At 57.4% G+C, this 26559-nt stretch carries 26 protein-coding genes; 16 read left to right on the plus strand and 10 right to left on the minus strand.

Translation table 11 applies throughout. From position 1 onward, the window contains the following. Positions 1-77: 77 nt before the first annotated feature. The 6 genes from ACIQT8_RS09980 to ACIQT8_RS10005 form a co-directional block, all read right to left on the minus strand. Positions 78-1196: a branched-chain amino acid ABC transporter substrate-binding protein gene (locus ACIQT8_RS09980; protein WP_138791261.1), complete on the minus strand. Its 1119-nt coding sequence runs from the start codon at positions 1194-1196 to the stop codon at positions 78-80. Between the two features lie 119 nt (positions 1197-1315). Further along, positions 1316-1669 carry a DUF6867 family protein gene (locus ACIQT8_RS09985; protein WP_138791260.1) on the minus strand — a complete coding sequence of 118 codons (354 nt, stop codon included), beginning with the start codon at positions 1667-1669 and terminating at the stop codon, positions 1316-1318. A 168-nt stretch (positions 1670-1837) separates the two neighbouring features. Further along, positions 1838-2566, minus strand: coding sequence for an ABC transporter ATP-binding protein (locus ACIQT8_RS09990; RefSeq protein ID WP_138791259.1), 729 nt, complete (start codon positions 2564-2566; stop codon positions 1838-1840). After that, entirely contained in the window at positions 2566-3444 is an 879-nt protein-coding gene (locus ACIQT8_RS09995) for an ABC transporter ATP-binding protein (protein ID WP_262523222.1), read from the minus strand. Before ACIQT8_RS09995 ends, ACIQT8_RS09990 begins: the two co-directional genes overlap by 1 nt. Continuing rightward, complete coding sequence (gene livM, locus ACIQT8_RS10000; RefSeq protein ID WP_400964939.1) at positions 3444-4841, minus strand: high-affinity branched-chain amino acid ABC transporter permease LivM; 1398 nt, start codon at positions 4839-4841, stop codon at positions 3444-3446. The genes ACIQT8_RS09995 and livM overlap by 1 nt, the downstream gene beginning before the upstream one ends. A gap of 3 nt (positions 4842-4844) precedes the next feature. Then, a complete protein-coding gene (locus ACIQT8_RS10005; RefSeq protein ID WP_138791256.1) occupies positions 4845-5747 on the minus strand; it encodes a branched-chain amino acid ABC transporter permease in 903 nt (300 codons plus the stop codon). Positions 5748-6158: 411 nt separating this feature from the next. On the opposite strand from ACIQT8_RS10005, the gene cysQ reads away from it, so the two are divergent. After that, positions 6159-6932: a 3'(2'),5'-bisphosphate nucleotidase CysQ gene (gene cysQ / locus ACIQT8_RS10010; protein WP_400964940.1), complete on the plus strand. Its 774-nt coding sequence runs from the start codon at positions 6159-6161 to the stop codon at positions 6930-6932. 18 nt (positions 6933-6950) lie between these two features. Here the strand turns inward: cysQ and ACIQT8_RS10015 are convergent, their stop codons facing one another. From ACIQT8_RS10015 to ACIQT8_RS10030, 4 genes are all read right to left on the minus strand, one after another. Further along, the gene (locus ACIQT8_RS10015) at positions 6951-7880 is read right to left on the minus strand and encodes a response regulator (RefSeq protein ID WP_400964941.1); all 930 of its coding nucleotides are present in this window, start codon (positions 7878-7880) and stop codon (positions 6951-6953) included. Further along, complete coding sequence (locus ACIQT8_RS10020) at positions 7877-11278, minus strand: ATP-binding protein (RefSeq protein ID WP_400964942.1); 3402 nt, start codon at positions 11276-11278, stop codon at positions 7877-7879. Before ACIQT8_RS10020 ends, ACIQT8_RS10015 begins: the two co-directional genes overlap by 4 nt. An 84-nt stretch (positions 11279-11362) precedes the next feature. Beyond that, a complete protein-coding gene (locus ACIQT8_RS10025; RefSeq protein ID WP_400964943.1) occupies positions 11363-12133 on the minus strand; it encodes an SDR family oxidoreductase in 771 nt (256 codons plus the stop codon). 253 nt (positions 12134-12386) lie between these two features. Then, complete coding sequence (locus ACIQT8_RS10030; protein ID WP_138791252.1) at positions 12387-13421, minus strand: glutamine synthetase beta-grasp domain-containing protein; 1035 nt, start codon at positions 13419-13421, stop codon at positions 12387-12389. Positions 13422-13911: 490 nt separating this feature from the next. On the opposite strand from ACIQT8_RS10030, the gene ACIQT8_RS10035 reads away from it, so the two are divergent. From ACIQT8_RS10035 to ureC, 15 genes are all read left to right on the plus strand, one after another. Beyond that, positions 13912-14109 (plus strand): DUF2735 domain-containing protein, encoded by a 198-nt coding sequence (locus ACIQT8_RS10035; RefSeq protein WP_400964944.1) that lies wholly within the window; start codon positions 13912-13914, stop codon positions 14107-14109. 202 nt (positions 14110-14311) lie between these two features. Continuing rightward, complete coding sequence (gene urtA / locus ACIQT8_RS10040) at positions 14312-15601, plus strand: urea ABC transporter substrate-binding protein (RefSeq protein ID WP_262523216.1); 1290 nt, start codon at positions 14312-14314, stop codon at positions 15599-15601. A gap of 213 nt (positions 15602-15814) precedes the next feature. Beyond that, positions 15815-17419: an urea ABC transporter permease subunit UrtB gene (gene urtB / locus ACIQT8_RS10045; RefSeq protein ID WP_262523215.1), complete on the plus strand. Its 1605-nt coding sequence runs from the start codon at positions 15815-15817 to the stop codon at positions 17417-17419. Beyond that, positions 17416-18594, plus strand: a complete 1179-nt coding sequence (gene urtC / locus ACIQT8_RS10050) for an urea ABC transporter permease subunit UrtC (protein ID WP_262523214.1) — start codon at positions 17416-17418, stop codon at positions 18592-18594. The genes urtB and urtC overlap by 4 nt, the downstream gene beginning before the upstream one ends. A 7-nt stretch (positions 18595-18601) precedes the next feature. Beyond that, the gene (urtD, locus tag ACIQT8_RS10055; RefSeq protein WP_400964945.1) at positions 18602-19363 is read left to right on the plus strand and encodes an urea ABC transporter ATP-binding protein UrtD; all 762 of its coding nucleotides are present in this window, start codon (positions 18602-18604) and stop codon (positions 19361-19363) included. Position 19364: 1 nt separating this feature from the next. After that, entirely contained in the window at positions 19365-20060 is a 696-nt protein-coding gene (gene urtE, locus ACIQT8_RS10060) for an urea ABC transporter ATP-binding subunit UrtE (RefSeq protein WP_138791247.1), read from the plus strand. Positions 20061-20314: 254 nt separating this feature from the next. Next, positions 20315-21577: an alpha/beta hydrolase family esterase gene (locus ACIQT8_RS10065; RefSeq protein ID WP_400964946.1), complete on the plus strand. Its 1263-nt coding sequence runs from the start codon at positions 20315-20317 to the stop codon at positions 21575-21577. Beyond that, the gene (locus ACIQT8_RS10070) at positions 21505-22335 is read left to right on the plus strand and encodes an urease accessory protein UreD (protein WP_262526188.1); all 831 of its coding nucleotides are present in this window, start codon (positions 21505-21507) and stop codon (positions 22333-22335) included. Before ACIQT8_RS10065 ends, ACIQT8_RS10070 begins: the two co-directional genes overlap by 73 nt. A gap of 22 nt (positions 22336-22357) precedes the next feature. After that, the gene (locus ACIQT8_RS10075; protein WP_138791244.1) at positions 22358-22660 is read left to right on the plus strand and encodes an urease subunit gamma; all 303 of its coding nucleotides are present in this window, start codon (positions 22358-22360) and stop codon (positions 22658-22660) included. A gap of 9 nt (positions 22661-22669) precedes the next feature. Continuing rightward, positions 22670-22927: a DUF1272 domain-containing protein gene (locus tag ACIQT8_RS10080; RefSeq protein WP_262523212.1), complete on the plus strand. Its 258-nt coding sequence runs from the start codon at positions 22670-22672 to the stop codon at positions 22925-22927. A gap of 36 nt (positions 22928-22963) precedes the next feature. Next, a complete protein-coding gene (locus ACIQT8_RS10085; protein WP_138791242.1) occupies positions 22964-23269 on the plus strand; it encodes an urease subunit beta in 306 nt (101 codons plus the stop codon). Between the two features lies 1 nt (position 23270). Then, positions 23271-23627 carry a GFA family protein gene (locus ACIQT8_RS10090; RefSeq protein WP_138791241.1) on the plus strand — a complete coding sequence of 119 codons (357 nt, stop codon included), beginning with the start codon at positions 23271-23273 and terminating at the stop codon, positions 23625-23627. A gap of 10 nt (positions 23628-23637) precedes the next feature. Next, positions 23638-24057 carry a lysozyme inhibitor LprI family protein gene (locus ACIQT8_RS10095; RefSeq protein WP_400964947.1) on the plus strand — a complete coding sequence of 140 codons (420 nt, stop codon included), beginning with the start codon at positions 23638-23640 and terminating at the stop codon, positions 24055-24057. A gap of 4 nt (positions 24058-24061) precedes the next feature. Next, a complete protein-coding gene (locus tag ACIQT8_RS10100) occupies positions 24062-24706 on the plus strand; it encodes a Urease operon accessory protein (protein WP_400964948.1) in 645 nt (214 codons plus the stop codon). Between the two features lie 4 nt (positions 24707-24710). Then, complete coding sequence (gene ureC, locus ACIQT8_RS10105; RefSeq protein WP_138791239.1) at positions 24711-26420, plus strand: urease subunit alpha; 1710 nt, start codon at positions 24711-24713, stop codon at positions 26418-26420. The last annotated feature ends 139 nt before the right edge of the window (positions 26421-26559 follow it).

Here is a 26559-nt window from a genome sequence, read left to right on the forward strand (position 1 = left end):
GAGGGCTTCGTTCGGTTTGTTACACATAGAAAAGCCCGGTCTCGCGACCGGGCTTCGATATTGGCGTCCTGAAGGGATCACGTGCCCTGCTGGAAGTAGCTGTACTTGCCGTCCGGGCCCTTCTTCCATTCGTACATGACGTAGCCAGGAAGCTTCGGGTCGCCCTTTTCGTCGAAGGAGATTTCGCCGAGAACGGTTGCGAACTTGCCAGACTTCATCGCTTCAGCAACCTTTTCCGCTTCCAGAGAAGCGGCAGCCTTGGCGGCTTCAGCAATCGTCTGAACTGCAGCGTAGGAGTAGAGCGTGTAAGCTTCCGGATTGAAGCCCGCTGCCTTGAACTTGGCAACGAGATCCTTGTTTTCCGGACGCAGCGTCGGGTCAGGACCGAAGGTGTTCAGCGTGCCTTCAACAGCGTCGCCAGCGATGGAGGCCAGTTCGTTCGAAACGATACCGTCACCCGAAACGAGCTTCGCCTTCAGGCCCTGGTCGGCAGCCTGGCGGATGATGAGACCGGCTTCGGTGTGGAGGCCGCCCCAGTAGATGATCGAGACGCCGGCTTCCTTCATCTTTGCGATGAGGGCCGAGAAGTCCTTGTCGCCGACGTTGACGCCTTCGTAGATGGCTTCGGTAACGCCAGCAGCGTTTGCAGCCTTCTTGGTTTCATCGGCAAGACCCTGACCGTACGGTGTCTTGTCGTGAATGATGGCGATCTTCGCGTCCTTGAAATTGTCGGCTAGAAACTTGCCGGCAATGCCGCCCTGCTGGTCGTCACGACCGCAAGTGCGGAAAGTGTTCCACAGGCCGCGCTCGGTGAAGACCGGGTTGGTAGCGGCAGGGGTGATTTCGAGGATGCCGTTTTCGGCATAGACTTCAGACGCCGGGATGGAAACGCCGGAGTTGAAGTGACCGACGACGAACTTTACGCCGTCAGCGACGAACTTGTTGGCGACCGAAATACCCTGTTTGGGGTCCGAGACGTCGTCGCCGAGCACGATCTTGATCTGCTCGCCGTTGATACCGCCTGCAGCATTGATGTCTGCAGCAGCCTGTTCAGCACCCTTCTGAAGCTGAGCGCCGAAAGCAGCGTTCGGGCCGGTCAACGGACCGCCGACACCAATCAGGATATCGGCCCAGGCCGAACCGCTGAAGGCGACCATGGCGGTCAGCGCAACGGCGGAAAGAAGAGACTTCTTCATTACTTTACTCCCAGTTCCTTTGGATGGGTTGATCGCACGAACCTGTTCAGTACCCACCTTAACTGAACAGGAAACTGTTCCACTCTAACGAGTATTGTGCAGCCAGAAAAATCTGACTGTCAATCTTTCTTCTTGTAGGAAAAAGCCGAACTTCTGTCGTAGAGCCAGTAGTAATTATTCACCATCTGGCTTGTCCGGCGAACGCGGAATCCGGCGCTGGAAAATACCAGCAGGAGAGCCACGTCCAGTATGTAGTAGAAACCGTTCAGGAACGGTCCGTTGAAAAGCGCGTGGTGCAGAAAGCGCAAGGCAAGGCCAAGCGCCAGCGTATAGATGACCACCCGCGTGTAGCTGCCCCAGCCATCGGCAACGGACTTGCCTGTTCGCCAGGCTGTCCAGAAGCCAAGGATGACAACCAGAGCGCGCAGAATGTAACGGACACCGTTATCGGTCTCGAAAAAAAGGCCCTGCATTTCTTTCCCCATCAGCACCGGAGGTGATGTCCCGGCCCTGCCATTTTTGAGCGTCCCACCGTTTTTCCGGCAGGCATTTTTGTTGTTTACGTTCCGCAACTCTTTGGTGATTTGCGGAACGCCATGTGTAGTTTTGCGCCGCAAAATCTCCGGCGCAAGTAAAATCTTTCAGTGACGTCCGCCTTCAAGATAGGCGGCGCGTACTTCCGGATTGGCAAGCAGTTCTTTACCAGAACCGCTCATCGTCACCTTGCCGTTGACCATGACATAGGCGCGATCGGAAAGCTTGAGTGCGGCGAAGGCATTCTGCTCCACGAGGAAGACAGTCAGGCCTTCTTCCTGGTTGAGCTTCTTGATTGCCTCGAAAATGCCCTTGACGATCAATGGCGCCAGACCAAGCGATGGCTCGTCGAGAAGCAAGAGCTTCGGCCTTGCCATCAGTGCACGACCGATCGACAGCATCTGCTGCTCACCGCCCGAGAGCGTGCCGCCACGCTGGCTCTGACGCTCCTTCAAGCGAGGGAACATCACGAAGATTTTCTCGACGTCCTCCTTGAAGTATTTGAGGTTGTCGAGGTTTGCGCCCATTTGCAGGTTTTCCAGCACGGTCATGCGCGGAAAAATGCGGCGGCCTTCCGGCGACTGAGCAATGCGTTTGCGGGCGATCAGATGCGTTGGCAGACGGGTGATGTCCTCACCGTCAAAGGTGATTTGCCCTGTGCGGGCCTGCGGGCTGCCGCAGATGGTCATCATCAGCGTCGACTTGCCGGCGCCGTTGGCGCCGATAAGGCTGACGATCTCACCCTTGTTCACCTCTACGTCGACACCGGCCAGTGCACGAATGTTGCCGTAATAGGTTTCGACACCCTGAACCTTGAGAAGGGATTCACCGGTCATCAGGCCGCTCCCCCGTCGAGTTCTTCTGCAATCACGTCTTCCACTTCATCATCCTCGACCCCGAGATAGGCGGCAATGACCTTCGGGTCGTGCTTCACATGCTCCGGTGTGCCATCCGAAATCTTCTGACCGTATTCGAGAACGACGACGTGGTCGGAGATTTCCATGACCACGGACATGTCGTGCTCGATCAGGAGCAGCGATGTTCCCTCGTTGCGAATACCGCGAAGCAGCGCATTGAGTGCCAGCGATTCCTTTGGGTTGAGGCCGGCGGCGGGCTCATCGAGGCAGAGAAGTTCCGGTTCGGTACACATCGCACGGGCAATTTCCAGACGGCGCTGTGCACCATAGGGAAGATCACCGGCGGGATCGTCGGCGCGCTCGACCAGATCGGCTTTTTCCAGCCAGTACTTTGCCTTTTCAATCGCCGCGTCGGCTGCCCGCCTGTAGGCCGGCAAGCCCAGGAGGCCAAGCACGGTATAACCGGAGGCTTTCATCAGGGCGTTGTGTTGTGCCACCAGCAGGTTTTCCAGAACTGTCAGGCCGGAAAACAGGCGGATGTTCTGGAAGGTACGTGCCACCTTGGCTTTCTTGGTGATCTCGAAGTCGGGCAGACGTTCGAGAAGGTGCGTCTCGCCATTGGCACGGCGCATCGTGATCATGCCCATCGTCGGTTTGTAGAAACCGGTAACGCAGTTGAAGACTGTGGTCTTTCCTGCGCCGTTTGGTCCGATCAGCGCGGTGATATCACCGCGCTTTGCTTCAAAGGAGAAGTCGTTGATGGCCATCAGGCCGCCGAACTTCATAGAGAGATGCTCGACCTTGAGGATCGTATCGCCAGTTGCATTGGATGTCATAGTCGTCGTCCCGGAGGTCATCAGCCGTGACCTTCCTTGGTAAAGCTTCCGGAAACGGCCTTGCGCTCCTTCAGGAAGGCCGTCGGTTCGCGTGAGCCGACAAAGCCGCGCGGCTTGAACAGCATGACGATGACCATGGCGAGGCCGAACAGCAGCATGCGATAGAGTTCCGGCGTGAAGTCAGGCCCGAAGACATGCTTCAGGAACTCCATTTCACGCAGTGCCTCGGTACCGCCAACCATGACGAGGGCAGCAATCGCGATCCCCGTCAGCGATCCCATACCGCCGAGAACGACGATGGCCAGGATGACGGCGGATTCCAGGAAGACGAAGCTTTCCGGTGATACGAAACCCTGGCGGGCTGCGAAGAACGAACCGGCGAAACCGCCGAACATCGCGCCTGTCGCAAAAGCCGTCAGTTTGGTGATGACGGTGTTGATGCCGAGCGAGCGGCAGGCAATCTCGTCCTCACGCAGTGCTTCCCATGCACGACCGATCGGCATGCGGCGCAACTTGATCGTGACATAGGCCGTCAGCATGCACAGCAACAGAATGACGTAGAACAGGAAGATCTTGTAGTAAGCCGACGACATCGACAGGCCGAAGGCCTTGGCGAAGTTGTTCGGAGCGCCAACGTCGAAAGACCAGATGCCGAAGACCGAAGCCTTTGCAATGCCGGAGATACCAAAGGTGCCTTTGGTGACCTCGGTCCAGTTCAGAAGCACAAGTCGGATGATTTCACCAAAGGCCAGCGTCACGATGGCAAGGTAATCACCGCGCAGTCTGAGAACGGGGAAGCCGAGGATGATACCCCAGAAACCAGCCAGGATACCGGCCATCGGCAGGAGCACCCAGAAAGACAGGCCGAAATAGCTCGAAAGCAGGGCGTAGGAATATGCGCCGACGGCGTAAAACGCCACGTAACCGAGATCGAGCAGGCCAGCGAGGCCAACGACGATGTTCAAACCCCAGGCCAACATGACGTAGATGAGGATCTGGATGCCGAAGTTGTCGACGTATTTCAGTGAGCCCTGGAAGCCGAAAAGCTGAACGGCAACAATCGGGTAGAGCAGCAGGACGGCCAGAGCAATCTTGAGGAAGTGCTGATGGAAAAAGCCCTTCTCTTCAGAAATTTCAAGAATGCCCTTCTTGGCTTTGGCAAGCTTGCGGCGATCGAGATGCGGCTGGACAAAACCAACCATCAGGAAGCGTCCGAAAGCGGCGATGCCGACGAAGATCGCCAGAAGCCCCCAGCGCGTGCCCCAGATCAACTGGTTGTTGATGTCCTGGTAGGTGATGATGCCGACGTAGAGGACGAACATCCCGAGCGCCACGGCGCCTGCGATGAGGCCTTCCTTTACGGCCGTGGCCAGGATAGCGTCATTCGGCTCTTCTTTGTCTGAAACAATATTGGCCATGACTTACACCTTCTCCACTTCCGGACGACCAAGAATGCCGGTCGGCTTAAAGATCAGCACGAAAGCCAGAATGGTAAATGCGGCTACGTCCTTGTAGGCGATGGAGAAATAGGCAGACCAGAGCGACTCGATAAGGCCGATCAAGAGACCACCGAGAACCGCACCCGGAAGCGAACCGATGCCACCCAGAACTGCGGCGGTGAACGCCTTTACGCCAGGGATGAAGCCGTCGTTGAACGAGGCCACGCCGTAGTACATAAGGTACATCGTACCCGCCACGGCAGCGAGTGCGGCGCCCATGATGAAGGTGATCGAAATGGTGCGGTCAACGTCCACACCGAGCAGTGCCGCCATCTTGCGGTCTTGCTCGGTGGCGCGCTGTGCGCGTCCGAGAGGCGTCTTGTTGACGATGTACCAGAACGCGAACAAGAGAACTGACGTCACCACAACGATGATCAACTGCTTGAGCGAAATGGTGATCGCACCGAAATGATAGCTGTCTGTCACCAGCGACGGGATCGGCTTGTTACGCGGACCCTGCGTTACCTGGATGAAGTTGGAAAGCGCGATCGACATGCCGATCGCGGTGATCAGCGGCGCCAGACGGAACGAGCCACGCAACGGGCGATATGCCACCCGTTCGATTGCCCAGTTCCACAGGCCGGTCATCAGCATTGCCACGACCATCATCAGGATCAGAAGAAGTGCCACCGGGATGCCGGCGACGAAAGATGTGACGATCAGAAAAACAATCAAGGCAGCAAAGCCGCCGAGCATGAAGATATCGCCATGTGCGAAGTTGATCATGCCGATGATGCCGTAGACCATCGTATAGCCAATGGCGATGAGACCGTAAATCGATCCCAGAGTCAGCCCGTTTATGAGCTGCTGGATAAAGTACTCCATGTCTTTCCCCCGGGTATGGCCTCTACTGAGCCACGCCTCGTTTATGTTAATTATGGGGGAAAACTTATTGCGCTGCCCCCATATCTCAAACCCTTATCGTGTTCGGTGGAAATGTGAAGTCAAAAACCCGCGTTTCTGCACAATATTTAGAATTTCCACACGCACTGCCTGCTTCCCGATCAAATGGATCATGATTTTGGCAGGAAATGCTGAAAAAATGGCGGGTAAATGCTTATTTATAGAATTCCAAATGCCATTATTTGACGAGGCGTTTGCAAAGGAGTAGCGAAAGTGGCAGCGTCAGGGTCCACAAACAAAGCGCAAACGGCTTCTGCCCTTGCCGACCGCATCGCGAATGGGGTGCCGGTGCCGCACTTATTGACGCGCCCCGAAACTGACAAGGGCTCACGGATGATCGAGATATTGACGCAGGCCGCACTTGATGCCGGGCAAGCCATTATGGCAGTGCACAAGGCCGGCCCAAATGTCTCCTATAAGAACGACTGTTCGCCGGTAACGGAGGCAGATCAACGGGCGGAAACGATCATTCTGGAAGCGCTGGCGCGCAACTTTCCCGATATTCCAGTTATTGCGGAAGAAGCGGTTTCCAATGGTGCCGTTCCAGAGATTGCTGAGCAGTTTTTTCTTGTCGACCCGCTGGATGGAACCAAGGAATTCATCGCCGGCAAGGACGATTTTACCGTCAATATCGCCCTGATCCGCAAGGGCGTTCCTGTTGCGGGCGTTGTTTACGCGCCTTGCCGGGGACAAGCGTGGACCGGTGAAGACCAAAATGCGGAGAAGCTGACGGTGTCAACGGAAGGTGCGATTGAAGCGCGCCATGCCATTCGCGCCCGCATGCGGGCGGCCTCGCCAGTGGCGCTGATCAGCCGTTCGCATTGTACTGCAAAGACGGAAGCCTTCGTGGCCGAACATGGTCTCAAAGATTGTGTTTCGGTTGGCTCGTCGCTGAAGTTCTGTCTTCTGGCGGAAGGTGTGGCCGACATTTATCCGCGTTTCAGCCGCACCATGATGTGGGATACGGCTGCAGGCGATGCGGTGCTGCGTGCCGCCGGTGGCAGAACGCTTGATTGTTCGGGTCGTCCGCTTGCCTATGAGGTGAAGGGCGAAGGCGAGGATGCGCTTGCCAATCCGGATTTCATTGCCGAGGGCATGACGGCTTAGGTATCGCCCAAGTCGTGCTCATCCCTGATGCAGGATGTGAGTTGCCTTTACAGCTGCTGATGCACGGTTTTCGACGCCGAGTTTGACGTAGATCTGTTCCAGGTGCTTGTTCACGGTACGCGCGGAGAGACCGAGAATGTCGCCGATATCGCGGTTGGATTTGCCTTTGGCGATCCACAAGAGCACCTCGGATTCGCGGGCTGTCAGCGCAAAATGTTCTTTCAGAAGATGATCGCCCGATTTCTCGTTCGCGGCTGTCAGACGGAACAGATATTCGTCCGGTCCCATGGCCCCAAGAAAAGATAGCTGCAGGGCAGGGCGTCCGGCTTGCGTTATCGTCAAAGGCGTGTCGCGGCCTGTGTCGACAGTGGCCCGATCGGCGAGCCAGCCGGCGATATGGCTGACGATGATCTCAAGCCCGTCATCGCGACCGGTCGCGGCATTGACGAGCCGTGTCGCTTGCGGTGTCGACCAATGGATAGCACCGCTGGCGCGCACCGCAAGCAGATGGCGACCAGCGGCGTCGAGCGCCACGCGGGCGCTTTGTGCCGAGCGTGCGTTCGAAAGGTGAACACGGATACGGGCACGCAACTCATCGATGTTGATCGGTTTGGTCAGATAATCGACACCGCCGGATTCGAGTGCTCGCACGACATGTTCGGTTTCGGTCAGTCCGGTCATGAAAATCACCGGCACTTGTGCCACCGCAGCGTTGGACTTCAGGCGGCGGCAGGTTTCGAAACCGTCCATGTTCGGCATGACCGCATCGAGTAAAATGATGTCTGGCGTAATACGCTCGGCAATGTTCAGCGCCGCCTGCCCCGATGTTGCAATCAGTGCCGAGAAGCCGGACTGCTCCAGGGCTTCGGTCAGGAAACCGAGAGCTTCCGGGCTGTCATCGACCAGAAGCACGATATCTCTGGGGTGCGCCGTCGACGGTTCGCTCATGCCTTGCGTTCTTTCCTGTTCTTGTCCCCGTCTTCGAAGCCGCTGAGGAAATCCGCATATCCAGCGAGATCGAATGCCTGCACAAAGGCTCCCAGCTCCTCCGTGAAGGGCCGGTTGTCTTCATTGCGGGCAAGGTCGGCGAGTTTTGCTTCGATGCCGCGTATGTAGCCGATTTCGCCGAGGCGCTGCAAATCCTGAATGTGGATCGCGCCAGGGTTGATGACTGGCGCCCTGATCGGTTTTTCCAGCACGATTGGCGGATCCGTCCCATAAATCCATTTCAGACCGAGGTGGACGGCAAGCTTGTCGCAAAGCTGGCGGATGTCGACCGGCTTGGCGATGGCGTCGTTGTGGTTGTCCTCTCCCGCACCGGCAATCGCTCCGTCGCCGATATTGGCCGAAAGCATGATGAGAGGCGCTGTCTGCCCGGCATCGCGCAGCTTCGATACCAATTGCCAGCCGGTCATACCGGGCATGGAAATATCGATGAGAAAAAGGTCGGGTTTGATGCCTTCAATCAGGGTGAGGCATTCCGGCCCGCTCTGTGCGGTCAGGACCACGAAATCCAGCGGTACAAGCACTTCCCGCATCAGCTCGCGATGATCCTCGTTGTCATCAACCACAACGATCGTGCGGCGAGGTCCGGAATAGGAGCGTGTGGTTTTTTCCGCTGCCGGTGCAGTGCTTGGTCGATCGATGGCTGACAACATCAGCCGGACGCGGAAAGTCGACCCCTTGTCTTTCTCGCTTGTCACGGCGATTTCTCCGCCGAGCGTATTGGTCAGAAGCTGGGTGATGGTCAGACCAAGGCCGAGCCCCGGCATGGGACGAACGCTTTCGGCCTCACCACGCTGGAAAGGTTCGTAGATGCGGCTCAAATCTTTTTCGGCAATGCCGCGCCCGGTATCTGTTACCGTGAAGGTTGCCACCTGATTGCGATAGGCGACATCAAAGGTAACGACACCTGCGTCGGTGAATTTGATGGCATTGGAAAGCAGATTGACGAGGATCTGGCGCAGGCGTTTTTCGTCGGTTCGGACATATTGCGGCAAGCTGCGGGCGCGCTCATGCTTGAACTCCAGGCTCTTTGCCTGTGCCTGCGGACGAAACATATAGACGATCTGGTCGAGAAAATCCTGAATGTTGATTTCGTTGGAATAGACCTGCAGGCGGCCTGCTTCGATCTTGGAAATGTCGAGCAAACCATCGATCAGACCGGACAGGTGATCGGCGGAACGCCTGATGACCCTGATGGCGGATTGACGTGGCGGAGGTATCGTATCGTCGCGCTCAAGGATTTGCGCGTAGCCCAGGACGGCATTGAGAGGTGTTCGCAATTCGTGGCTGAGACCCACAACGTAACGGCTCTTGGCGCGGTTGGCGGCTTCGGCCGTTTCCTTGGCATCCTGAAGAGCGGCGTCGGTTTTTTTGTGTGCGGCTATTTCTTTCAGCAGCAAGGTGTTCTGTCGTGACGATTCCTCTTCCGCCACCACCCGGCTATCATGGGCGAGAACCAGGAACCAGCAGACGATCCCGGCAATGACGGCGAAGACGAAAAAGACGATGAGGATGGTGCGGTTCACCACGTCAGCCGTTGCTGGAGAGGCGGTGCCGACCTGATGGGCGATCAGCGCCAGAATAACGCCGATTGTCGTGACGGCGATGGCGGCCGCCATCGCGTATCGGCCGAGCCGCGTCGCCAGTTTTGCCACCAGATCATCCGGAAGAAAAGACTTTGCGACGGTGGCGACCTGATAATTGAGCTTGGCCTTCGGCTTGCACATATCGTGGCAACGACTGTCCAGCGAACAGCATAACGAACAGATGGGTGCGGCATAGGCCGGGCACCATGCCATGTCTTCTGGCTCGAATGGATGTTCACAGATCGAACAGGTGATGGAGCTTTCCTCATGCCACTTCTGCCGCGGCTTGCGGGCCAGGTAGAATTTTCCTTTCGTTCCCCAGGCAATCAGTGGCGAAGCGATGAAGGCGACAATCAGGGTAAGGTAGGGGGCAAGCGAGGCGACGACACTGCCGAACACACCAAAATGCGCCATCAAGGCAATGGTCGCCGAAAGCGCCATGGAGCCGACGCCGACCGGGTTGATATCGTAGAGATGAGCGCGCTTGAACTCGATACCGGGAGGGGCGAGGCCGAGCGGCTTGTTGACGAAAAGATCGGCCGAAATGGTGCAAAGCCAGGCCATGGCAATGATGGAAAAAATGCCGAGGGTTTCTTCGAGCAGACGGTAGATGCCGAGTTCCATCAGCAACAGGGCGATCGCCACGTTGAACACCAGCCACACGACGCGGCCTGGATGGCTGTGGGTGAGGCGGGAAAAGAAGTTGGACCAGGCAAGTGAGCCCGCATAGGCGTTCATCACATTGATCTTGAGCTGCGACACCACGACGAAGGCGACCATGAGCAACATCGCCGCCGTGTGATTGGGGATCATGTAGCCAAAGGCAGTCAGATACATCTGCGCTGGATCGGCGGCACGGTCGACGGAGATGCCGGAACTGAAGGTCAAGACCACGAGGAAGGAACCGGCCAGCAGTTTCGGAACGCCCACAAGCACCCAGCCGGAGCCGGCCAGGAACACAGCGATGCGGTGACGCAGCCGGCTCTGGCCTTCGGCGGGCAGGAAGCGCAAAAAGTCCACCTGCTCGCCGATTTGTGACATCAGCGCCAGAATGACGGCAGAGGCCGCGCCAAACTCGACGAGGTTGAAGGGAGCCACGGTTCCGGGTGGTCCGGAGGCATGATGGATGCCGGAAAATGCGCGCCAGAGGTCGAATTTCTCCCAGTCCATGACGGCGATGAATATGAACGGCAGGATGTTCAGCACGATCCAGAAGGGTTGGGTAACGATCTGAAAACGGCTGATGAGGCGCACGCCGTGGGTGACGAGCGGAATGACCATGACGGCCGAAATTATGTAGCCGATCCAGAGCGGAATACCGAGTGCCAGTTCCAGCGCACCAGACATGATCGACGCTTCGATGGCGAACAGCATGAAGGTGAAGGCGGCATAGATCAGCGAGGTAATCGTTGAGCCGATGTAGCCGAAACTTGCGCCGCGCGTCAGCAGATCGATGTCGACGCCATGGCGGATGGCGTAGCGACTGATCGGCAGTCCAACAGCGAGCATGGCGATTGCTGCGACGACAATCGCATAAAAGGCATTCGTCGTGCCGTAGGAAAGGGTGATGGCCCCGCCGATAGCCTCCAGCGCGAGAAAGGAAATTGCGCCGATGGCTGTATGCGAAATGCGGTTGGACGAAAACTGACGCGCGCTTTTGGCCGTGAAGCGCAGGGCGTAGTCTTCCAGCGTCTGGTTGGCGACCCAACGGTTATATTCGCGCCTGACGGGAATGATGCGTTGCCGTGCGGCCATGCCTAAAAACCAGCGCTCTTTCGAAAGTGATGTTCAATTGTGCACTTTCGGGCGAAAGGGCCGTTTTTGCAAGGGAATACCGCGTCAGAGCCGGACCGACATGCCACCGTCCACCGTCAATACGTGGCCATTGACGAAAGAGGATGCGTCGCTGGCCAAAAACAGCGCCGCGCCGGCAATTTCATCAGGTTTGCCCCAGCGTTCCAGCGGGACGCGTAGCTTGGCAAAAGCGATCATTTCAGGGTTTTCGGCAAGTGCGGCATTGGTTTCCGTGGCGAACATGCCAGGCGAGATTGCATTGCTGGTGATGCCCTGCGCGCCATACTCAACGGCGATGGAGCGCATCAGACCTGTGAGGCCCTGTTTGGCGACGGGGTAGATCGCGTCTCCAGGTCTGACCATGTAGCCAAGGATGGAGGTGATCGTGATGATGCGCCCGTAAGTCTTTGCCTTCATCGCTTCGGCAGCATCGCGAGACAGGGAAATGGAAGAGGTAAGGTCGGTGCGGATGAGGTCGAGCATATCCTCGTCATTGAACTCGGCCAGAGGCCGGCGGTCGCGTGCGCCGACATTGTTGACGAGAATGTCGAGATGTCCGGCCTCGTCGACGACGCGCCGAACGAGGCTGCCGCCTGCCGTCGTGTCGGCGATGTCGAAAGCGGCATAATCGGCCTTGCCGCCTGCTTCGCGAAGGGAATTGACCGCTGTTTCCAGCGTCTCGACACTGCGACCAGTCAGCCAGACATGGGCGCCAGCTTCAGCAAAGGCCTTGGCGATTTCGAAGCCGAGACCGCGTCCGCTGCCGGTGATGATCGCTGTGCGGTTTTCAAGGGAGAATTTCCGGAGAATGCTCATCGTTCACCTTCCTGTATTGCGGGCCCGTATTGCGGGAATTTTCCAGCGCGCAGGATACGCTGCCGCAGTGAACTGGCGAAAGGTCACCTCGCGGCTCAGCCGTTCGATTGAGCTGTTCCGTAAAGGGCTGATGCCTTTTTTGTGCTCTTGTTTTAAGTAAAAACGATGAGCGCTGGCGCTCCAGAACTTGGCGGTGTGCGCAAGACGCAAAAATGGCGTCGTCTCGTTTGAAGACGACGCCATTTCTTGTTTATCAGGCAGCAGCCGACTTTGCTGTCGGGACTTCCGCGATCGTCTTCAGAACGATGGAAGCGATCTGGTACGGGCAACCCTGAGAGTTCGGACGACGGTCTTCAAGGTAGCCCTTGTAGCCGTTGTTGACGAAAGAGTGCGGGACGCGGATCGATGCGCCACGGTCAGCAACGCCGTAGGAGAACTTGTTCCACGGAGCCGTTTCGTGCTTGCCGGTCAAACGCAGGTGGTTGTCCGGGCCGTAAACGTCGATGTGCTCTTTCCAGTTCTTGGAAAACGCAGCCATGAGGGCTTCGAAGTATTCCTTGCCGCCAACTTCACGCATGAACTTCGTGGAGAAGTTGCAGTGCATGCCGGAGCCGTTCCAGTCGGTGTCGCCGAGCGGCTTGCAGTGGAATTCGACGTCGATGCCGTACTGTTCGCACAGACGGAGAAGCAGGTAACGAGCGATCCAGATCTGGTCGGCGGCGCGCTTGGAGCCCTTGCCGAAAATCTGGAATTCCCACTGACCCTTGGCCACTTCGGCGTTGATGCCTTCGTGGTTGATGCCTGCTTCGAGGCAGAGGTCGAGGTGCTCTTCAACGATCTCGCGAGCAACCGAACCAACGTTCTTGTAGCCAACGCCGGTGTAGTACGGGCCCTGCGGAGCCGGGTAACCCTGCTCAGGGAAGCCGAGCGGGCGGCCGTCCTGGTAGAAGAAGTATTCCTGCTCAAAGCCGAACCATGCGTCTTCATCGTCAAGGATGGTTGCGCGGCTGTTGGAAGAGTGCGGCGTAACGCCATCAGGCATCATGACTTCGCACATGACGAGAGCGCCGTTCGTGCGGGCCGGGTCCGGGTAGATCGCAACAGGCTTCAGTACGCAATCCGAGCTATGGCCTTCAGCCTGCTGGGTGGACGAGCCATCGAAGCCCCAAAGCGGGAGCTGCTCGAGCGTGGGGAATTCGTCGAATTCCTTGACCTGCGTCTTGCCGCGCAGATTTGGTACCGGCTTGTACCCGTCGAGCCAGATGTACTCGAGTTTGAACTTAGTCATTACGAACCTCTCATAGGTAAAAATGCGAAGCCTTGAGGCCCCCGGTGCTTTCGCCGCCGGAAGCCGCTCTCGCGATCAAGGGCTGCCGGGATAGATGCATGTTGCGTGCCAGATTGGTGTTGTTTGCCGATTTTTTCGAAAAATCTTTCTGGCGCCGATTTGGAAAACGCCGATGCCACATCGCTGCCGAGGTAATGCTGCGCCGCAGCAAGGAAAAACACCCCTTATGATTCATGAGTGATTTCTTATGCATAGGCCTGGCGTCGGCTGTAGAACGGCTGCTGCGGCGCACAGATTGGCGGTTCGTTCGTTCGTTTGGCAAATGCCTTGAAATCCGGCGCTTCTGGAATGGTTTTTCTTGCCGGAGTGGCGATTAATGCCTATATTTTTCGCAACGTGATTTTTTTTTAATCAAGTGGAGCGAATCCGAGGCTCGGAAGTTTGCTTCATCAGCGAAGCGCTTCGATGCAAAGAAAGTGAGAAGTTCGAAATGGCGACCGGCTTTCATCGTGAGACTGCAACAATCTATCAATTCCCCGTTGGCGGACGCGCAGGCGTTTCCAAGTTTCGAAAGGGCGGTTTGAGCGCTCTTGAGGAAGAAGCAAGGGCGCCGCACATCGATTTCGGATCGTGGTATCACGACGAGGCGATCCGGGACGAAGAGCGAAACGACAAACCGCACGCTTGATCATCAGTTAGATCGACTTCATTTGTGAGCCGCGTGGCCTCTGGTCGCGCGGCTTCATTTTTCTTGCTGCACCTTTCGCCACCCCACCTACGTCAATTGACGTATACGGTTTCGCGTCTGCGAGATCGATAGTCTCCTCCAGCGGCGGTCTCAAGCGCTGCCGATGCCCATAGAGGCTAAAACAAGGAGAGGGGTTCTTCCGATGACATTTAGAAAAACGCTGACTGGCGCATTGCTCGGCGCCATTCTGTCCACCACCGCGTTCCACGGCGCATTTGCTGCCGATGACACGATCAAGGTGGGCGTTCTGCATTCTCTTTCCGGTACCATGGCAATTTCCGAGACGACGCTGAAAGACGCCATGCTGATGCTCATCGAAGAGCAGAACAAGAAGGGCGGCGTTCTGGGCAAGAAGCTCGAAGCTGTGGTGGTCGACCCCGCGTCCGATTGGCCTCTGTTTGCTGAAAAGGCTCGCCAGCTCATCAGCCAGGACAAGGTTGCCGCCGTCTTCGGTTGCTGGACGTCTTCGTCGCGCAAGTCCGTTCTTCCGGTTTTTGAAGAGCTGAACTCCATTCTCTTCTATCCGGTACAGTACGAGGGTGAGGAATCCTCGCGCAACATCTTCTACACCGGTGCCGCTCCGAACCAGCAGGCCATCCCTGCCGTTGATTATCTCGCCAACACCGAAGGTGTCGAACGCTGGGTTCTGGCCGGTACGGACTATGTCTACCCACAGACGACCAACAAGATCCTGAAGGCCTACCTGATGTCCAAGGGCGTCAAGGAAGAGGACATCATGATCAACTACACGCCATTCGGTCATTCCGACTGGCAGACAATCGTGTCCGACATCAAGAAGTTCGGTTCTGCAGGCAAGAAGACCGCGGTGGTTTCCACCATCAATGGTGACGCCAACGTGCCGTTCTACAAGGAACTCGCGAACCAGGGCATCAAGGCCGAAGACATTCCTGTTGTTGCCTTCTCCGTGGGTGAAGAAGAGCTTGCCGGTCTCGACACATCGCCGCTGGTCGGCCATCTGGCTGCCTGGAACTACTTCCAGTCCGTCGACGCTCCAGTCAACGCCGAGTTCATCAAGACCTGGCACGCGTTCACCAAAAACGACAAGCGCGTGACCAACGACCCGATGGAAGCTGCCTATATCGGCTTCAATGCCTGGGTGAAGGCTGTCGAGTCTGCCGGCACGACCGATACGGACGCTGTTCTTGACTCGATCATCGGCGTTTCGGTTCCGAACCTTTCGGGCGGTTACTCGACCGTGATGCCGAACCACCACATCACCAAACCGGTCCTGATCGGCGAAATTCAGGCTGATGGCCAGTTCGAAGTCGTTCAGGAAACGCCTGCCGTGGTCGGCGATGAGTGGTCGGACTATCTGCCTGACTCCAAGGACCTGATCTCGGATTGGCGCAAGCCGATGTCCTGCGGCAACTTCAACGTTGCGACCGGCAAGTGCGGCGGCAAGGGCAGCTGATCTGATTTCGAATGCATGCAGAGAGGCGCGCCAAAGCGCCTCTCATTCCAATGACCTGCGGCATGAGTCGTGGGCCGCCACTCCGGTTTCAGACCGGAACCCAGCAGCCGTGCATCTGCGCGGCTAACGGAGTTTGCCGGATCAGTTCAGGCATGGCGGAGAGAAGTAAAGCTGCCTTCCAGACGGGAGGGCATCCAAGGGGGACTTGGGACTATGTTTCTTCGTGTGTTGACCTTTATCGGCATGCTGATGTGTCTGGCCATGCCGGCGGCGGCGCAGAGTGAGCCGAAAGCGCTGATCGATGCGCTCGGGACGGCGGATTTCAAGCAGGCTGAAACATTGATCGGCCAGATTGCCGCCAGCGGAGATCCGCGCGTCGTCGCACCGCTTGAAGCCTTTGCTGCGGGTGATCTCTATCTGCGAAAGGCCGACAACGCAGTCTTCATGGTCAAGACAGCTGGTGCAAATTTCACGCTGATCGATCCGCTTTCTGGCGAGAGTGCGGGTGAAGCCCCCAAGGCCGCCGTTACCAAGGTCAAGGTCAACAACAATCTGCGCCGCGTCATTCGCGCGGCACTTGGCGGTCTGACGCTGCTGAGCCCGCAGAAATCCGTGCGGCTTTCAGCAGCGGATGCGGTCCTGAAGGCGCCAAGCGCAGAAAATCTCGAATTGCTCGATGCCGCCCTCGCCAAGGAAACGGATGCAGAGGTGCGCGCCCGAATGGAAGAGGCGAGAGCGGTTTCGTTGCTTTCCTCCGACCGTCCCGCCGACCAGAAAAAGGCCGCAATCGAAACCATCAAGAACATTGGCGGTCGCGATGCGATCAGCATTCTCATGGCCGCATCATCTTCCGTCGATGCAAGCCTGAAACCCGATATCGATGCTGCAATTGCGGGCATCGAAGGTTCGCTGGCCTTTTGGGATAATGTTCAGAACGTCTGGTACGGTCTGTCGCTCGGTTCCGTGTTGCTGCTCGCGGCGATCGGTCTTGCCATCACCTTTGGTGTGATGGGCATCATCAACATGGCGCATGGCGAAATGGTGATGATTGGCGCTTATTCGACCTTCATGGTGCAGGACGTCATCCGCTCCAATTTTCCTGGCCTGTTCGATTGGTCGCTGGCAATTGCGCTGCCGGTTGCGTTTCTTGTCACTGGTGCCATCGGCCTAGTCATGGAACGCGGTGTTATCCGCTTCCTCTATGGGCGGCCACTGGAAACGCTTCTCGCGACCTGGGGTATTTCGCTTATCCTCCAACAGGGTGTCCGTTCGATCTTCGGCCCGACCAACCGTGAAGTTGGCAGCCCGAGTTGGATGTCCGGCTCCTTCAGCATCGGTTATCTGAACTTCACCTGGAACCGCGTGTGGATCGTCGCCTTCTCGTTGTCGGTGTTTTTCGCGCTGCTCATGTTGCTGAAGCGTTCGTCCTTCGGGCTCGAAATGCGTGCCGTGACCCAGAACCGCCGTATGGCATCATCGATGGGTATCAAAACCCCTTGGGTCGATGCCTTCACCTTTGCACTCGGATCAGGTGTCGCCGGGCTTGCCGGGGTTGCTCTTTCCCAGATCGACAATGTGTCGCCAAACCTTGGCCAGAGCTACATCATCGACAGCTTCATGGTGGTGGTGTTTGGCGGCGTCGGCAATCTTTGGGGTACGCTGGTAGGTGCGCTGTCGCTTGGGGTCTTCAACAAGTTCCTGGAGCCGACTGTCGGTGCGGTACTCGGTAAAATCCTCGTGCTCGTCCTCATCATCCTGTTCATCCAGAAGCGGCCGCGCGGTCTCTTCGCACTCAAGGGAAGGGCAATCGAAGCATGATTACCGGCTTCCTCATCAAAGCGCTCGACCGGCGCATCTCCATCGCCATCGGCATCATTCTGGCCGTCGCGCTGCTCATTCCGGCATCAAACCTGCTTTTGCCTGCAGATCACCCGCTGCATGTACCGACTTATATCATGTCGATGCTCGGCAAATATCTCGCCTATGCGATGCTGGCGCTGGCGCTCGATCTGGTGTGGGGCTACTGCGGCATTCTTTCGCTTGGTCACGCCGCCTTTTTCGCGCTCGGCGGTTACGCCATGGGCATGTATCTGATGCGCCAGATCGGCACCCGCGGTGTTTATGGTCACCCCGTTCTGCCCGACTTCATGGTGTTTCTGAACTGGAAGGAACTGCCCTGGTTCTGGCATGGCTTCGACATGTTCTGGTTCGCAGCGCTGATGGTGCTGGTTGTGCCTGGGTTGCTTGCGTTCGTGTTCGGTTGGTTTGCCTTCCGCAGCCGTGTCAACGGTGTCTATCTATCGATCATCACACAGGCCATGACCTACGCGCTGTTGCTTGCCTTCTTCCGCAACGACATGGGATTCGGCGGCAATAACGGCCTGACGGACTTCAAGGATATCCTCGGTTTTTCGGTGCAGGCGGATGGTACGCGCGCCGTACTCTTTGCGATGACGGCGATCATGCTTGCGGTTTCGCTGCTGATCGCAGCCGGCATCGTCAATTCCAAGTTCGGCAAGGTGCTGGTCGGTGTGCGCGATGCGGAAAGCCGCGTCCGTTTCCTCGGCTTTCGTGTCGAGAACATCAAGCTCTTCACCTTCGTCGTCTCGGCGATGATCGCCGGCATCGCCGGTGCACTGTTCGTGCCGCAGGTCGGCATCATCAATCCCGGTGAGTTTTCTCCAGCCAACTCCATCGAAGTGGTAGTTTGGACTGCCGTCGGTGGTCGCGGGACCTTGATCGGGCCGATCATCGGTGCGGTGCTGGTCAATGGCGGCAAGAGCTATTTCACCGGTGCATTTCCTGAATTCTGGCTGTTTGCGCTCGGTGGTCTTTTCATCGCAGTCACATTGTTCTTCCCCAAGGGCATCGTTGGCACCATCCAGCATTACTTGGCCGGGCGGCGGGAAAAGCGTCTGGTCGCAAAGCGGCAGAGCGAAAGCGACGCGGGCAACGATGACGCCGCAGCAGTCACGCAGCAGGCTGCGGAGTGAGGTTGATATGAACACGATTTCCGAAAACCGTTCGAAAAGCCTGCTTTATCTCGATGGCGTTTCCGTATCCTTTGATGGCTTCAAGGCACTGAACTCTCTGTCCTTCGTGGTCGAGCCCGGCGAGCTTCGTGCCATCATTGGCCCGAACGGTGCCGGCAAGACGACGATGATGGATATCATCACCGGCAAGACCCGCCCTGACACAGGCACTGTGCTTTTCGAAGACAGCGTTGACCTGACGAAGAAAGACGAGGCGGATATCGCTCAGCTCGGTATCGGGCGAAAATTCCAGAAACCGACCGTGTTCGAAAGCCATACGGTCTGGGACAATCTGGAACTGGCACTGAACCGCAAGCGCGGTGTGTTCGCCACGCTGTTCTATCGGCTGACGGATAAGGACAAGGCGCGTATCGAGGAAATCCTTGCGACAGTGCGTCTTGGACATCGTCGCAACGACCTGGCGGCCAATCTTTCGCACGGTCAGAAACAGTGGCTCGAGATCGGTATGTTGCTGGCGCAGGAGCCAAAACTGCTTCTGGTGGATGAGCCGGTCGCAGGCATGACCGATGCGGAAACGGCCGAGACAGCCGTGCTTCTGAAGGAGATCGCAAAGACCCGGTCGGTGGTCGTGGTTGAACACGACATGGGTTTCATTCGTGAGCTTGGCGTGAAAGTCACATGCCTTGCTGAAGGCTCCGTGCTGGCCGAGGGATCGATCGATTTTGTCTCGAACGATCCCAAGGTGATCGAGAACTACCTGGGGCGCTGATATGCTGAACGTCGAAAACATCAATCTTCACTATGGCGCAGCCCAGGCGTTGCGCGGCATTTCGCTCAATGCGGAAATGGGCAAGATCACCTGCGTTCTGGGACGTAACGGGGTCGGGAAAAGTTCGCTGTTGCGGGCCGTCACCGGTCAACACGCCATCAGCGCCGGATCGATCAGCTTCGGAGGTGAAACACTGAACGGTCTTGCTCCCTACCAGCGGGCCAAGCGTGGTGTGGGTTATGTTCCGCAAGGGCGCGAAATCTTCCCGCTGTTGACCGTTCAGGAAAATCTCGAAAGCGGCTATGCGCCGTTGCCGCGCAAGGAGCGCTTCATTCCCGACGATATTTTCAGTTTGTTTCCTGTCCTGCAATCCATGCTTTCCAGACGCGGAGGGGATTTGTCGGGGGGGCAGCAACAGCAGCTCGCCATCGGCCGGGCGCTGGTAACGCGTCCGAAGATCCTTGTGCTGGACGAACCGACCGAAGGCATCCAGCCGTCGATCATCAAGGATATCGGCCGGGCGATCAAATATCTGCGCGACAGCACCGGTATGGCGATCCTGCTGGTCGAGCAATATCTGGACTTCTGCCGTGAGCTTGCCGACTATGTCTATATCATGGATCGCGGCGAGATCGTGCATGAAGGGTTGGCTGAGACGCTGGATACGCCGGAAGCACGACGTCACCTGACAGTATAAAGTTGCCTTGAAATCATCGCCCGCTGATCACGCTATACAAACGGGCGATTAATATTTTGAAAGACTATGCAGCTCTGCATAGCTTTCATGCGCAATTTTTGCATTTTATTGAAGAACAGCCTGTGTTATTGGCAGCGCAAATGCTGCATGCGAGACACAGAGATAGTCTATTCGCACGCTGCGACAGTTGATCCCTTACATTCCACGCACGTCCGACGTATCGTCGGGGAACTGTGCCCAATAAAGGCGTGTCAATGAATCTAGACTTTGCAGTTGTCCGGTCCGCCCGGCTGTTCCGCTCCGTTCGTACTCTCGCCATCGGTCTTGCGATTTGCGCAAGCACAGGTCTCGCAGCGTCGGCATCGACCTGCGGTCAGGTTCCCGGACCCGGTATGAAACCGGGTCGACATGACTTTTCCATCCTGTCCAATGGCGCAGAACGCCAGGGTGTCTATTTTGTTCCATCCGCTTATGATGGAAACAAACCGCTGCCGGTGGTTTTCGATTTTCACGGTTCCAACAGCAACGCGAATGGTCAGCTTGACCGCAGTGGCTGGGACAAACTGGCCGAGCGTGACGGTGTTGTCGTTGTTGCATTGCAGGGCAGCCTGAATGGCGAGTTGCCGGGCACCCATGCCTGGAATGTTCCCGGTGTTACGAAACGTCCCGGCGGCTTGGATGAAGTCTCCTACATCAACGATGCGATCGCCATGGTGAAGGGCAAGTTCTGCGTAGACGAGGAGCGTTTCTTCGGTTCGGGTTACTCCGGTGGCGGACGCATGCTGTCGCAGTTCCTTTGCAATGGCAGCAACGATTTTTCGGCCGCAGGATTTGTCGCGTCGCTGCGCGCCGGTTATCCGGTCGAGGCAGAGGGCAAATGGGCGCCAGATGCGGCAAGCTGCAAGCCTGCCCGGCCTATGTCGATCATTGCGTTTGCGGGAACCAAGGACCCGGCCAACCCCTATCAGGGCGGTGGCAAGGCCTATTGGCAATATGGTGGTGAAACGGCGCTGAAACGCTGGGCGGAGCTGGATGGCTGCAAGGGCGGCGCAAAAAGCAAATCCGGCGAAAGTTTCATCGTCAATTCCTATGACGTATGCAAGTCCGGCGCGCGTATCCATTCCTATGTCATCGACAATTGGGACCATGCCTGGCCGCGCGCGACCATGAAAGCGGAAGTGCTGGCGGCATCCGCCATCGTGACCCGCAAGCCGGGCGCCAGCGAACCGACCCCGACGGTCAAGGCCGAAGCTGTGGTCGAGCGCAAAATGCCCACAGGTGAGGTAACGCGAACGGTTGATGCGGCTGAAAGAATGTGGGATTTCTTCCGTAATACGGAAGGGCAACTGGTGGTGGATGCGGTCGTGAAAAAAGACTGCGTTGCGAAGGTGGTTTCCGCTTCCGCAACCACCCCGGAGACATCGTGCAGTCAGAGCAGCAAAGCATCCGCCCTTCCGGCCAGCAAGGCAGTGAACATGCCCCTCAACAACGCGCCCGCGGGCGAGGACGCATTGTAACAAAGGCGGTCGAAGGACGCAGCCGTCTTGACGAACTGTTTCAGGAAGGCTGCGCCAAGATCCGCTTGCCGGATACCTTTTCGAACGAGATCGAGGCAATCCTCATCAATTCTTCCGGTGGCCTGACGGGTGGCGACCAGATCGAATGGCAAGCGGTAGCCGCTGGAGGCACGTCGCTGGTGGTGACGACCCAGGCCTGCGAAAAAGTCTACAAGGCATCGTCGGGTACTGCTGCCGTCACTGCCCGCATGTCTGCAGGCCCAGGTGCAAAGCTTCACTGGCTGCCGCAGGAAACAATCCTTTTCGATCAGTCATCGCTGACCCGCAGGCTGGAAGCGGATCTTGACGCATCCGCCGAGTTCATAGCCGCCGAGGCCGTGCTGCTCGGTCGCCAGGCGATGGGAGAGGCCATGAATACTGGCCTTTTCCGTGACCGCTGGCGCATTCGCCATGGCGGACAGCTCGTTCATGCCGAGGAATTGCTGCTTGATGGCGATATTGCTGACCTGACGGCCAAAGCTGCCGTGCTGTCCGGCCAGGTCGCCTTCGCAACGATCCTCTATATCGGTCCGCTTGCCGAATCTTACCTGACAAAAATCCGCGACATCATTGGCGATCATGGCGGGGCGAGTGAGTGGCAGGGCAAGCTTGTTATCCGCGTTTCGGCAACCGACGGCTTCTCGCTCAGAAAAATACTCTTCCCGGTCATTTCGCTCTTGCGAAATGGCGCGTCAGTGCCGAAAGTCTGGAATCTGTAAAGCTTCATATTTTGGGACGACGATGAACCTTAGCCCTCGAGAAAAAGACAAGCTTCTGATTTCCATGGCCGCCATGGTGGCACGGCGCCGGCTGGAACGCGGCGTGAAGCTGAACTATCCGGAAGCCATTGCGCTGATTACCGATTTCGTTGTGGAAGGCGCGCGTGATGGCCGGGCCGTGGCGGATTTGATGGAGGCCGGTGCGCATGTGATTTCGCGCGCTCAGGTCATGGAAGGCATTGCCGAAATGATCCACGATGTTCAGGTGGAAGCGACGTTTCCCGATGGCACAAAGCTTGTGACAGTGCACGAACCCATTCGATAAGGAGCCGCCATGGCGCTGGAACTTCGGCCCAATTGCGAATGCTGCGATCGCGATCTCCCGCCAGAGAGCCCGGACGCGATGATCTGCTCTTTCGAATGCACCTATTGCGCCGATTGCGCGGCCGGCACTCTCTCCGGCATCTGCCCGAACTGCGGCGGTGAACTGGTTCGCAGACCAATTCGTCCCGCTGCCAAGCTTGTCAACAATCCGGCCTCGACCAAACGTGTTTTGAAGGCGGAAGGTTGTGTGCCGGTTCGGGCGGCCTGAAATAAAAAAGTCGCTTGAGACAAAAAGGGGAACACCATGATACCAGGCGAAGTCATTGCCGCTGAAGGCACCATTGAACTCAACGCCGGTCAGCCGACTGTGACGATTGCTGTCGCCAATACGGGTGATCGCCCGGTGCAGGTCGGCAGCCATTATCATTTCGCGGAGACCAATGCTGGTCTCGCCTTTGATCGCGACAAGGCTCGCGGTATGCGGCTGGATATTCCTGCCGGCACGGCGGTTCGTTTCGAGCCTGGCCAGAAACGCGAGGTTACGCTGGTTCCGCTTTCGGGAAAACGGGAAGTGTACGGTTTCCGCCAGCAGGTTATGGGGAAACTCTGAGATGGCGACCGCTCATTATCATGGAAGTTGCCAGTGCGGTGCGGTCAGCTTCGAGGTTGATGCCGATCTTGACCACACTGTTGTCTGCAACTGCTCGCGCTGCAAGCGCCTCGGTTCCACGCTCGCTTTTGCGCCGAAGGACAAGTTCACCCTGCTTTCTGGCGAAGGCAAGCTGACGGAATATCTCTTCAACAAGCATCATATCCATCATCTCTTTTGCTCGACCTGCGGGATTGAAAGTTTTGCTTACGCTGACGGGCCGGATGGAACTCCGATGGTGGCAGTCAACGCGAATTGTCTCGATGGTGTCGATCCGCGCGCGTTGAAACCGCAGGCGTATGATGGCGCCTCGTTGTGAGGTGAAAGCCATGAAACGTTTGATGCACGGCTTTGCCGTAACCACGATGCTGTTCGTTGTCGATGGTGCATCCTTGCCTGCTATGGCTGAGGAAGCGCTTGATTGTACCGCTCCGCAAACGCAAAGCGCCATGACCATGTGCGCCGGGCAGGACTACAACAAGGCCGACAAGGAACTGAACGCCGAATATCAGAAGCTGCGCAGGGTTCTTGCCGAGCGTGACAAGGCTGCCGATGCGGCAGGAAAAGGCGCGACCGAAGCCCTTGTTGCCGCGCAGCGTGCCTGGGTCGCGTTCCGCGACGCCAATTGTGATTTCCATGGGTTTCAGGCCCGAGGCGGAACGATGGAGCCGATGCTGATTGCCTCCTGCCTCGCCGATATGAGCCGTGAACGGGCCACGGAATTGCGCCAGCTTTCGGAAGGTTTCTGACGTTATGGCGCGGCGCATCATGATCGTTGGAAACGGAGAGATACCACGCGGAGCGGCCGATTTTATCGACCTTTCCGATGTGGTCATCCGCTTCAACGATTGCCGTTCAGTCGGACCGGGTGGCAATCGTACCGACATCGTTGCCGTCTGCAACACCGGTCGTCCTGGTAAAGCGATGACGGAAAGCGCCGAGTGGCGCAATAATGACAGCGTAAAACATGCATCTGCGATCTGGTCGGTTCGCGATCCGGCGAAATTTTCCGACATGGAACCCGAGATATTGAAGAACTGGCCGGAACTGGCCGATTTCTGTGCCGATTATAGCGCTGGTTTTGCGGCCTTCGCTGAAGAAACCGGCAAGGCCCATATTGTTATCCCGCGCGCCGTTCACGAGCGGGTGGATGCGGCCTTGCAGGCTTATTTGCCCGAACCTTACGTCTGCCCGAGTAGCGGCATGGTTGCCATCGCGCATGTTCTGGAAGAAAGCCGAACCTCCGATGATGAGGTTGCGATTGTCGGTTTCGGCCATGAAGGCTGGAGCCTGCACCCATTTGCCGCCGAACGACAACTGGTCGATGCCCTCACCCGTGAGGGACGACTGATCCGAATTTCCGATACATCGATTTTCTCCGCGTCTGAAGGAGCCTGAGCCCATGCCTTACAAGATTTCCCGTGCCGCCTATGCCAGTATGTTTGGCCCGACCGTCGGCGACAAGGTTCGTCTTGCCGATACCGAACTGTTTATCGAGGTCGAGAAGGATTTCACGACCTATGGCGAAGAAGTAAAATTCGGCGGTGGTAAGGTCATTCGCGACGGGATGGGCCAGAGCCAGGCAACGCGTGGGGAAGGGGCGGTTGATACCGTCATCACCAATGTCCTGGTCGTCGATCATAGCGGGATCTACAAGGCAGACGTCGGCCTCAAGGACGGTCGCATTCATGCTATCGGCAAAGCGGGCAACCCCGACACCCAGCCGGGCGTAACGATTATTGTCGGCCCTTCGACCGAGGCGATTGCGGGCGAAGGCAAGATACTGACGGCCGGCGGCATGGACGCGCATATCCATTACATCTGCCCGCAGCAGATCGAAGAAGCGCTGATGAGCGGCGTCACGACCATGCTGGGCGGCGGCTCCGGTCCCGCACACGGTACGCTTGCCACCACCTGCACCGGCGCATGGCACATCGAGCGCATGATCGAAAGCTTCGATGCATTCCCGATGAACCTCGCGCTGGCCGGCAAGGGCAATGCCTCTCTGCCTGCGCCGCTCGAGGAAATGATTCTGGCTGGTGCCTCCTCGCTGAAGCTGCATGAGGACTGGGGTACAACGCCTGCGGCCATCGACAACTGCCTGACGGTTGCCGATGCTTTCGACGTGCAGGTCATGATCCATACCGATACGCTGAACGAAAGCGGTTTCGTTGAAGACACGGTTGCCGCCATCCGGGGCCGCACCATTCACGCCTTCCATACCGAAGGTGCGGGCGGCGGTCACGCGCCCGATATTATCAAGGTGTGCGGCAATCCAAACGTCATTCCGTCTTCGACCAATCCGACGCGGCCCTACACGGTCAACACGCTGGCGGAGCATCTCGACATGCTGATGGTTTGCCACCACCTGTCACCATCGATCCCGGAAGACATCGCATTCGCCGAAAGCCGAATCCGCAAGGAAACCATTGCCGCTGAAGATATCCTCCACGATATCGGCGCATTTTCGATCATCTCATCCGACAGCCAGGCCATGGGCCGCGTTGGCGAGGTGGCAATCCGCACCTGGCAGACGGCCGACAAGATGAAGCGCCAGCGTGGCCGCCTCAAGGAAGAAACCGGCGAGAACGACAATTTCCGCGTTCGTCGCTATGTCGCGAAATACACCATCAACCCGGCCATCGCACACGGTATCTCTCACGAGATCGGTTCGATCGAGGTCGGCAAACGCGCCGACCTGGTATTGTGGAACCCGGCATTCTTCGGCGTGAAACCCGATATGGTTCTTTTGGGCGGTTCTATTGCGGCAGCGCCCATGGGTGATCCGAATGCTTCGATCCCGACGCCGCAGCCGATGCATTACCGGCCGATGTTTGCCGCTTACGGCAAGCTGCGCACCAACTCTTCCGTCACATTCGTGTCGCAGGCATCGCTTGATGCCGGTCTCGCCCAGCGTCTCGGTGTCGCCAAGAAGCTCCTGGCGGTAAAGAACGTTCGCGGTGGAATCTCCAAGGCATCGATGATCCACAATTCGCTGACCCCGCATATCGAGGTAGACCCGGAGACCTATGAAGTGCGTGCCGATGGAGAATTGCTGACCTGCGAACCGGCGACGGTTTTGCCAATGGCGCAGCGTTATTTCCTGTTCTGAGGAATTTTGCGGGCTCAGTCGTTCGCAGGGATAACAATTGTGCATAGCAGTTGTCCGGTGGACGATTTTTGCGTTTTTTCTGCTGCATCGCAGCAGATTTTGCGATAAGCGAAGCCCATAAATTCCGCGCGGATTGTTC

The sequence above is a fragment of the Agrobacterium sp. NPDC090273 genome (assembly GCF_044772305.1).
GTDB lineage: Bacteria > Pseudomonadota > Alphaproteobacteria > Rhizobiales > Rhizobiaceae > Agrobacterium.

Excerpts from the sequence above, each read along its gene's own strand:
- ACIQT8_RS09980 (WP_138791261.1), bottom strand. The coding sequence starts at position 1,196 with ATGAAGAAGTCTCTTCTTTCCGCCGTTGCGCTGACCGCCATGGTCGCC.
- ACIQT8_RS10080 (WP_262523212.1), top strand. The coding sequence starts at position 22,670 with ATGGCGCTGGAACTTCGGCCCAATTGCGAATGCTGCGATCGCGATCTC.
- ACIQT8_RS10090 (WP_138791241.1), top strand. The coding sequence starts at position 23,271 with ATGGCGACCGCTCATTATCATGGAAGTTGCCAGTGCGGTGCGGTCAGC.
- ACIQT8_RS10100 (WP_400964948.1), top strand. The coding sequence starts at position 24,062 with ATGGCGCGGCGCATCATGATCGTTGGAAACGGAGAGATACCACGCGGA.
- urtB (WP_262523215.1), top strand. The coding sequence starts at position 15,815 with ATGTTTCTTCGTGTGTTGACCTTTATCGGCATGCTGATGTGTCTGGCC.
- ACIQT8_RS10015 (WP_400964941.1), bottom strand. The coding sequence starts at position 7,880 with ATGAGCGAACCGTCGACGGCGCACCCCAGAGATATCGTGCTTCTGGTC.
- cysQ (WP_400964940.1), top strand. The coding sequence starts at position 6,159 with ATGATCGAGATATTGACGCAGGCCGCACTTGATGCCGGGCAAGCCATT.
- ACIQT8_RS10030 (WP_138791252.1), bottom strand. The coding sequence starts at position 13,421 with ATGACTAAGTTCAAACTCGAGTACATCTGGCTCGACGGGTACAAGCCG.
- urtC (WP_262523214.1), top strand. The coding sequence starts at position 17,416 with ATGATTACCGGCTTCCTCATCAAAGCGCTCGACCGGCGCATCTCCATC.
- ACIQT8_RS10005 (WP_138791256.1), bottom strand. The coding sequence starts at position 5,747 with ATGGAGTACTTTATCCAGCAGCTCATAAACGGGCTGACTCTGGGATCG.
- ACIQT8_RS09990 (WP_138791259.1), bottom strand. The coding sequence starts at position 2,566 with ATGACCGGTGAATCCCTTCTCAAGGTTCAGGGTGTCGAAACCTATTAC.
- ACIQT8_RS10065 (WP_400964946.1), top strand. The coding sequence starts at position 20,315 with ATGAATCTAGACTTTGCAGTTGTCCGGTCCGCCCGGCTGTTCCGCTCC.
- ACIQT8_RS10095 (WP_400964947.1), top strand. The coding sequence starts at position 23,638 with ATGAAACGTTTGATGCACGGCTTTGCCGTAACCACGATGCTGTTCGTT.
- ACIQT8_RS10025 (WP_400964943.1), bottom strand. The coding sequence starts at position 12,133 with ATGAGCATTCTCCGGAAATTCTCCCTTGAAAACCGCACAGCGATCATC.
- ACIQT8_RS09985 (WP_138791260.1), bottom strand. The coding sequence starts at position 1,669 with ATGCAGGGCCTTTTTTTCGAGACCGATAACGGTGTCCGTTACATTCTG.
- ureC (WP_138791239.1), top strand. The coding sequence starts at position 24,711 with ATGCCTTACAAGATTTCCCGTGCCGCCTATGCCAGTATGTTTGGCCCG.
- ACIQT8_RS10075 (WP_138791244.1), top strand. The coding sequence starts at position 22,358 with ATGAACCTTAGCCCTCGAGAAAAAGACAAGCTTCTGATTTCCATGGCC.
- urtE (WP_138791247.1), top strand. The coding sequence starts at position 19,365 with ATGCTGAACGTCGAAAACATCAATCTTCACTATGGCGCAGCCCAGGCG.
- ACIQT8_RS10020 (WP_400964942.1), bottom strand. The coding sequence starts at position 11,278 with ATGGCCGCACGGCAACGCATCATTCCCGTCAGGCGCGAATATAACCGT.
- ACIQT8_RS10085 (WP_138791242.1), top strand. The coding sequence starts at position 22,964 with ATGATACCAGGCGAAGTCATTGCCGCTGAAGGCACCATTGAACTCAAC.
- ACIQT8_RS10035 (WP_400964944.1), top strand. The coding sequence starts at position 13,912 with ATGGCGACCGGCTTTCATCGTGAGACTGCAACAATCTATCAATTCCCC.
- urtA (WP_262523216.1), top strand. The coding sequence starts at position 14,312 with ATGACATTTAGAAAAACGCTGACTGGCGCATTGCTCGGCGCCATTCTG.
- livM (WP_400964939.1), bottom strand. The coding sequence starts at position 4,841 with ATGGCCAATATTGTTTCAGACAAAGAAGAGCCGAATGACGCTATCCTG.
- urtD (WP_400964945.1), top strand. The coding sequence starts at position 18,602 with ATGAACACGATTTCCGAAAACCGTTCGAAAAGCCTGCTTTATCTCGAT.
- ACIQT8_RS09995 (WP_262523222.1), bottom strand. The coding sequence starts at position 3,444 with ATGACCTCCGGGACGACGACTATGACATCCAATGCAACTGGCGATACG.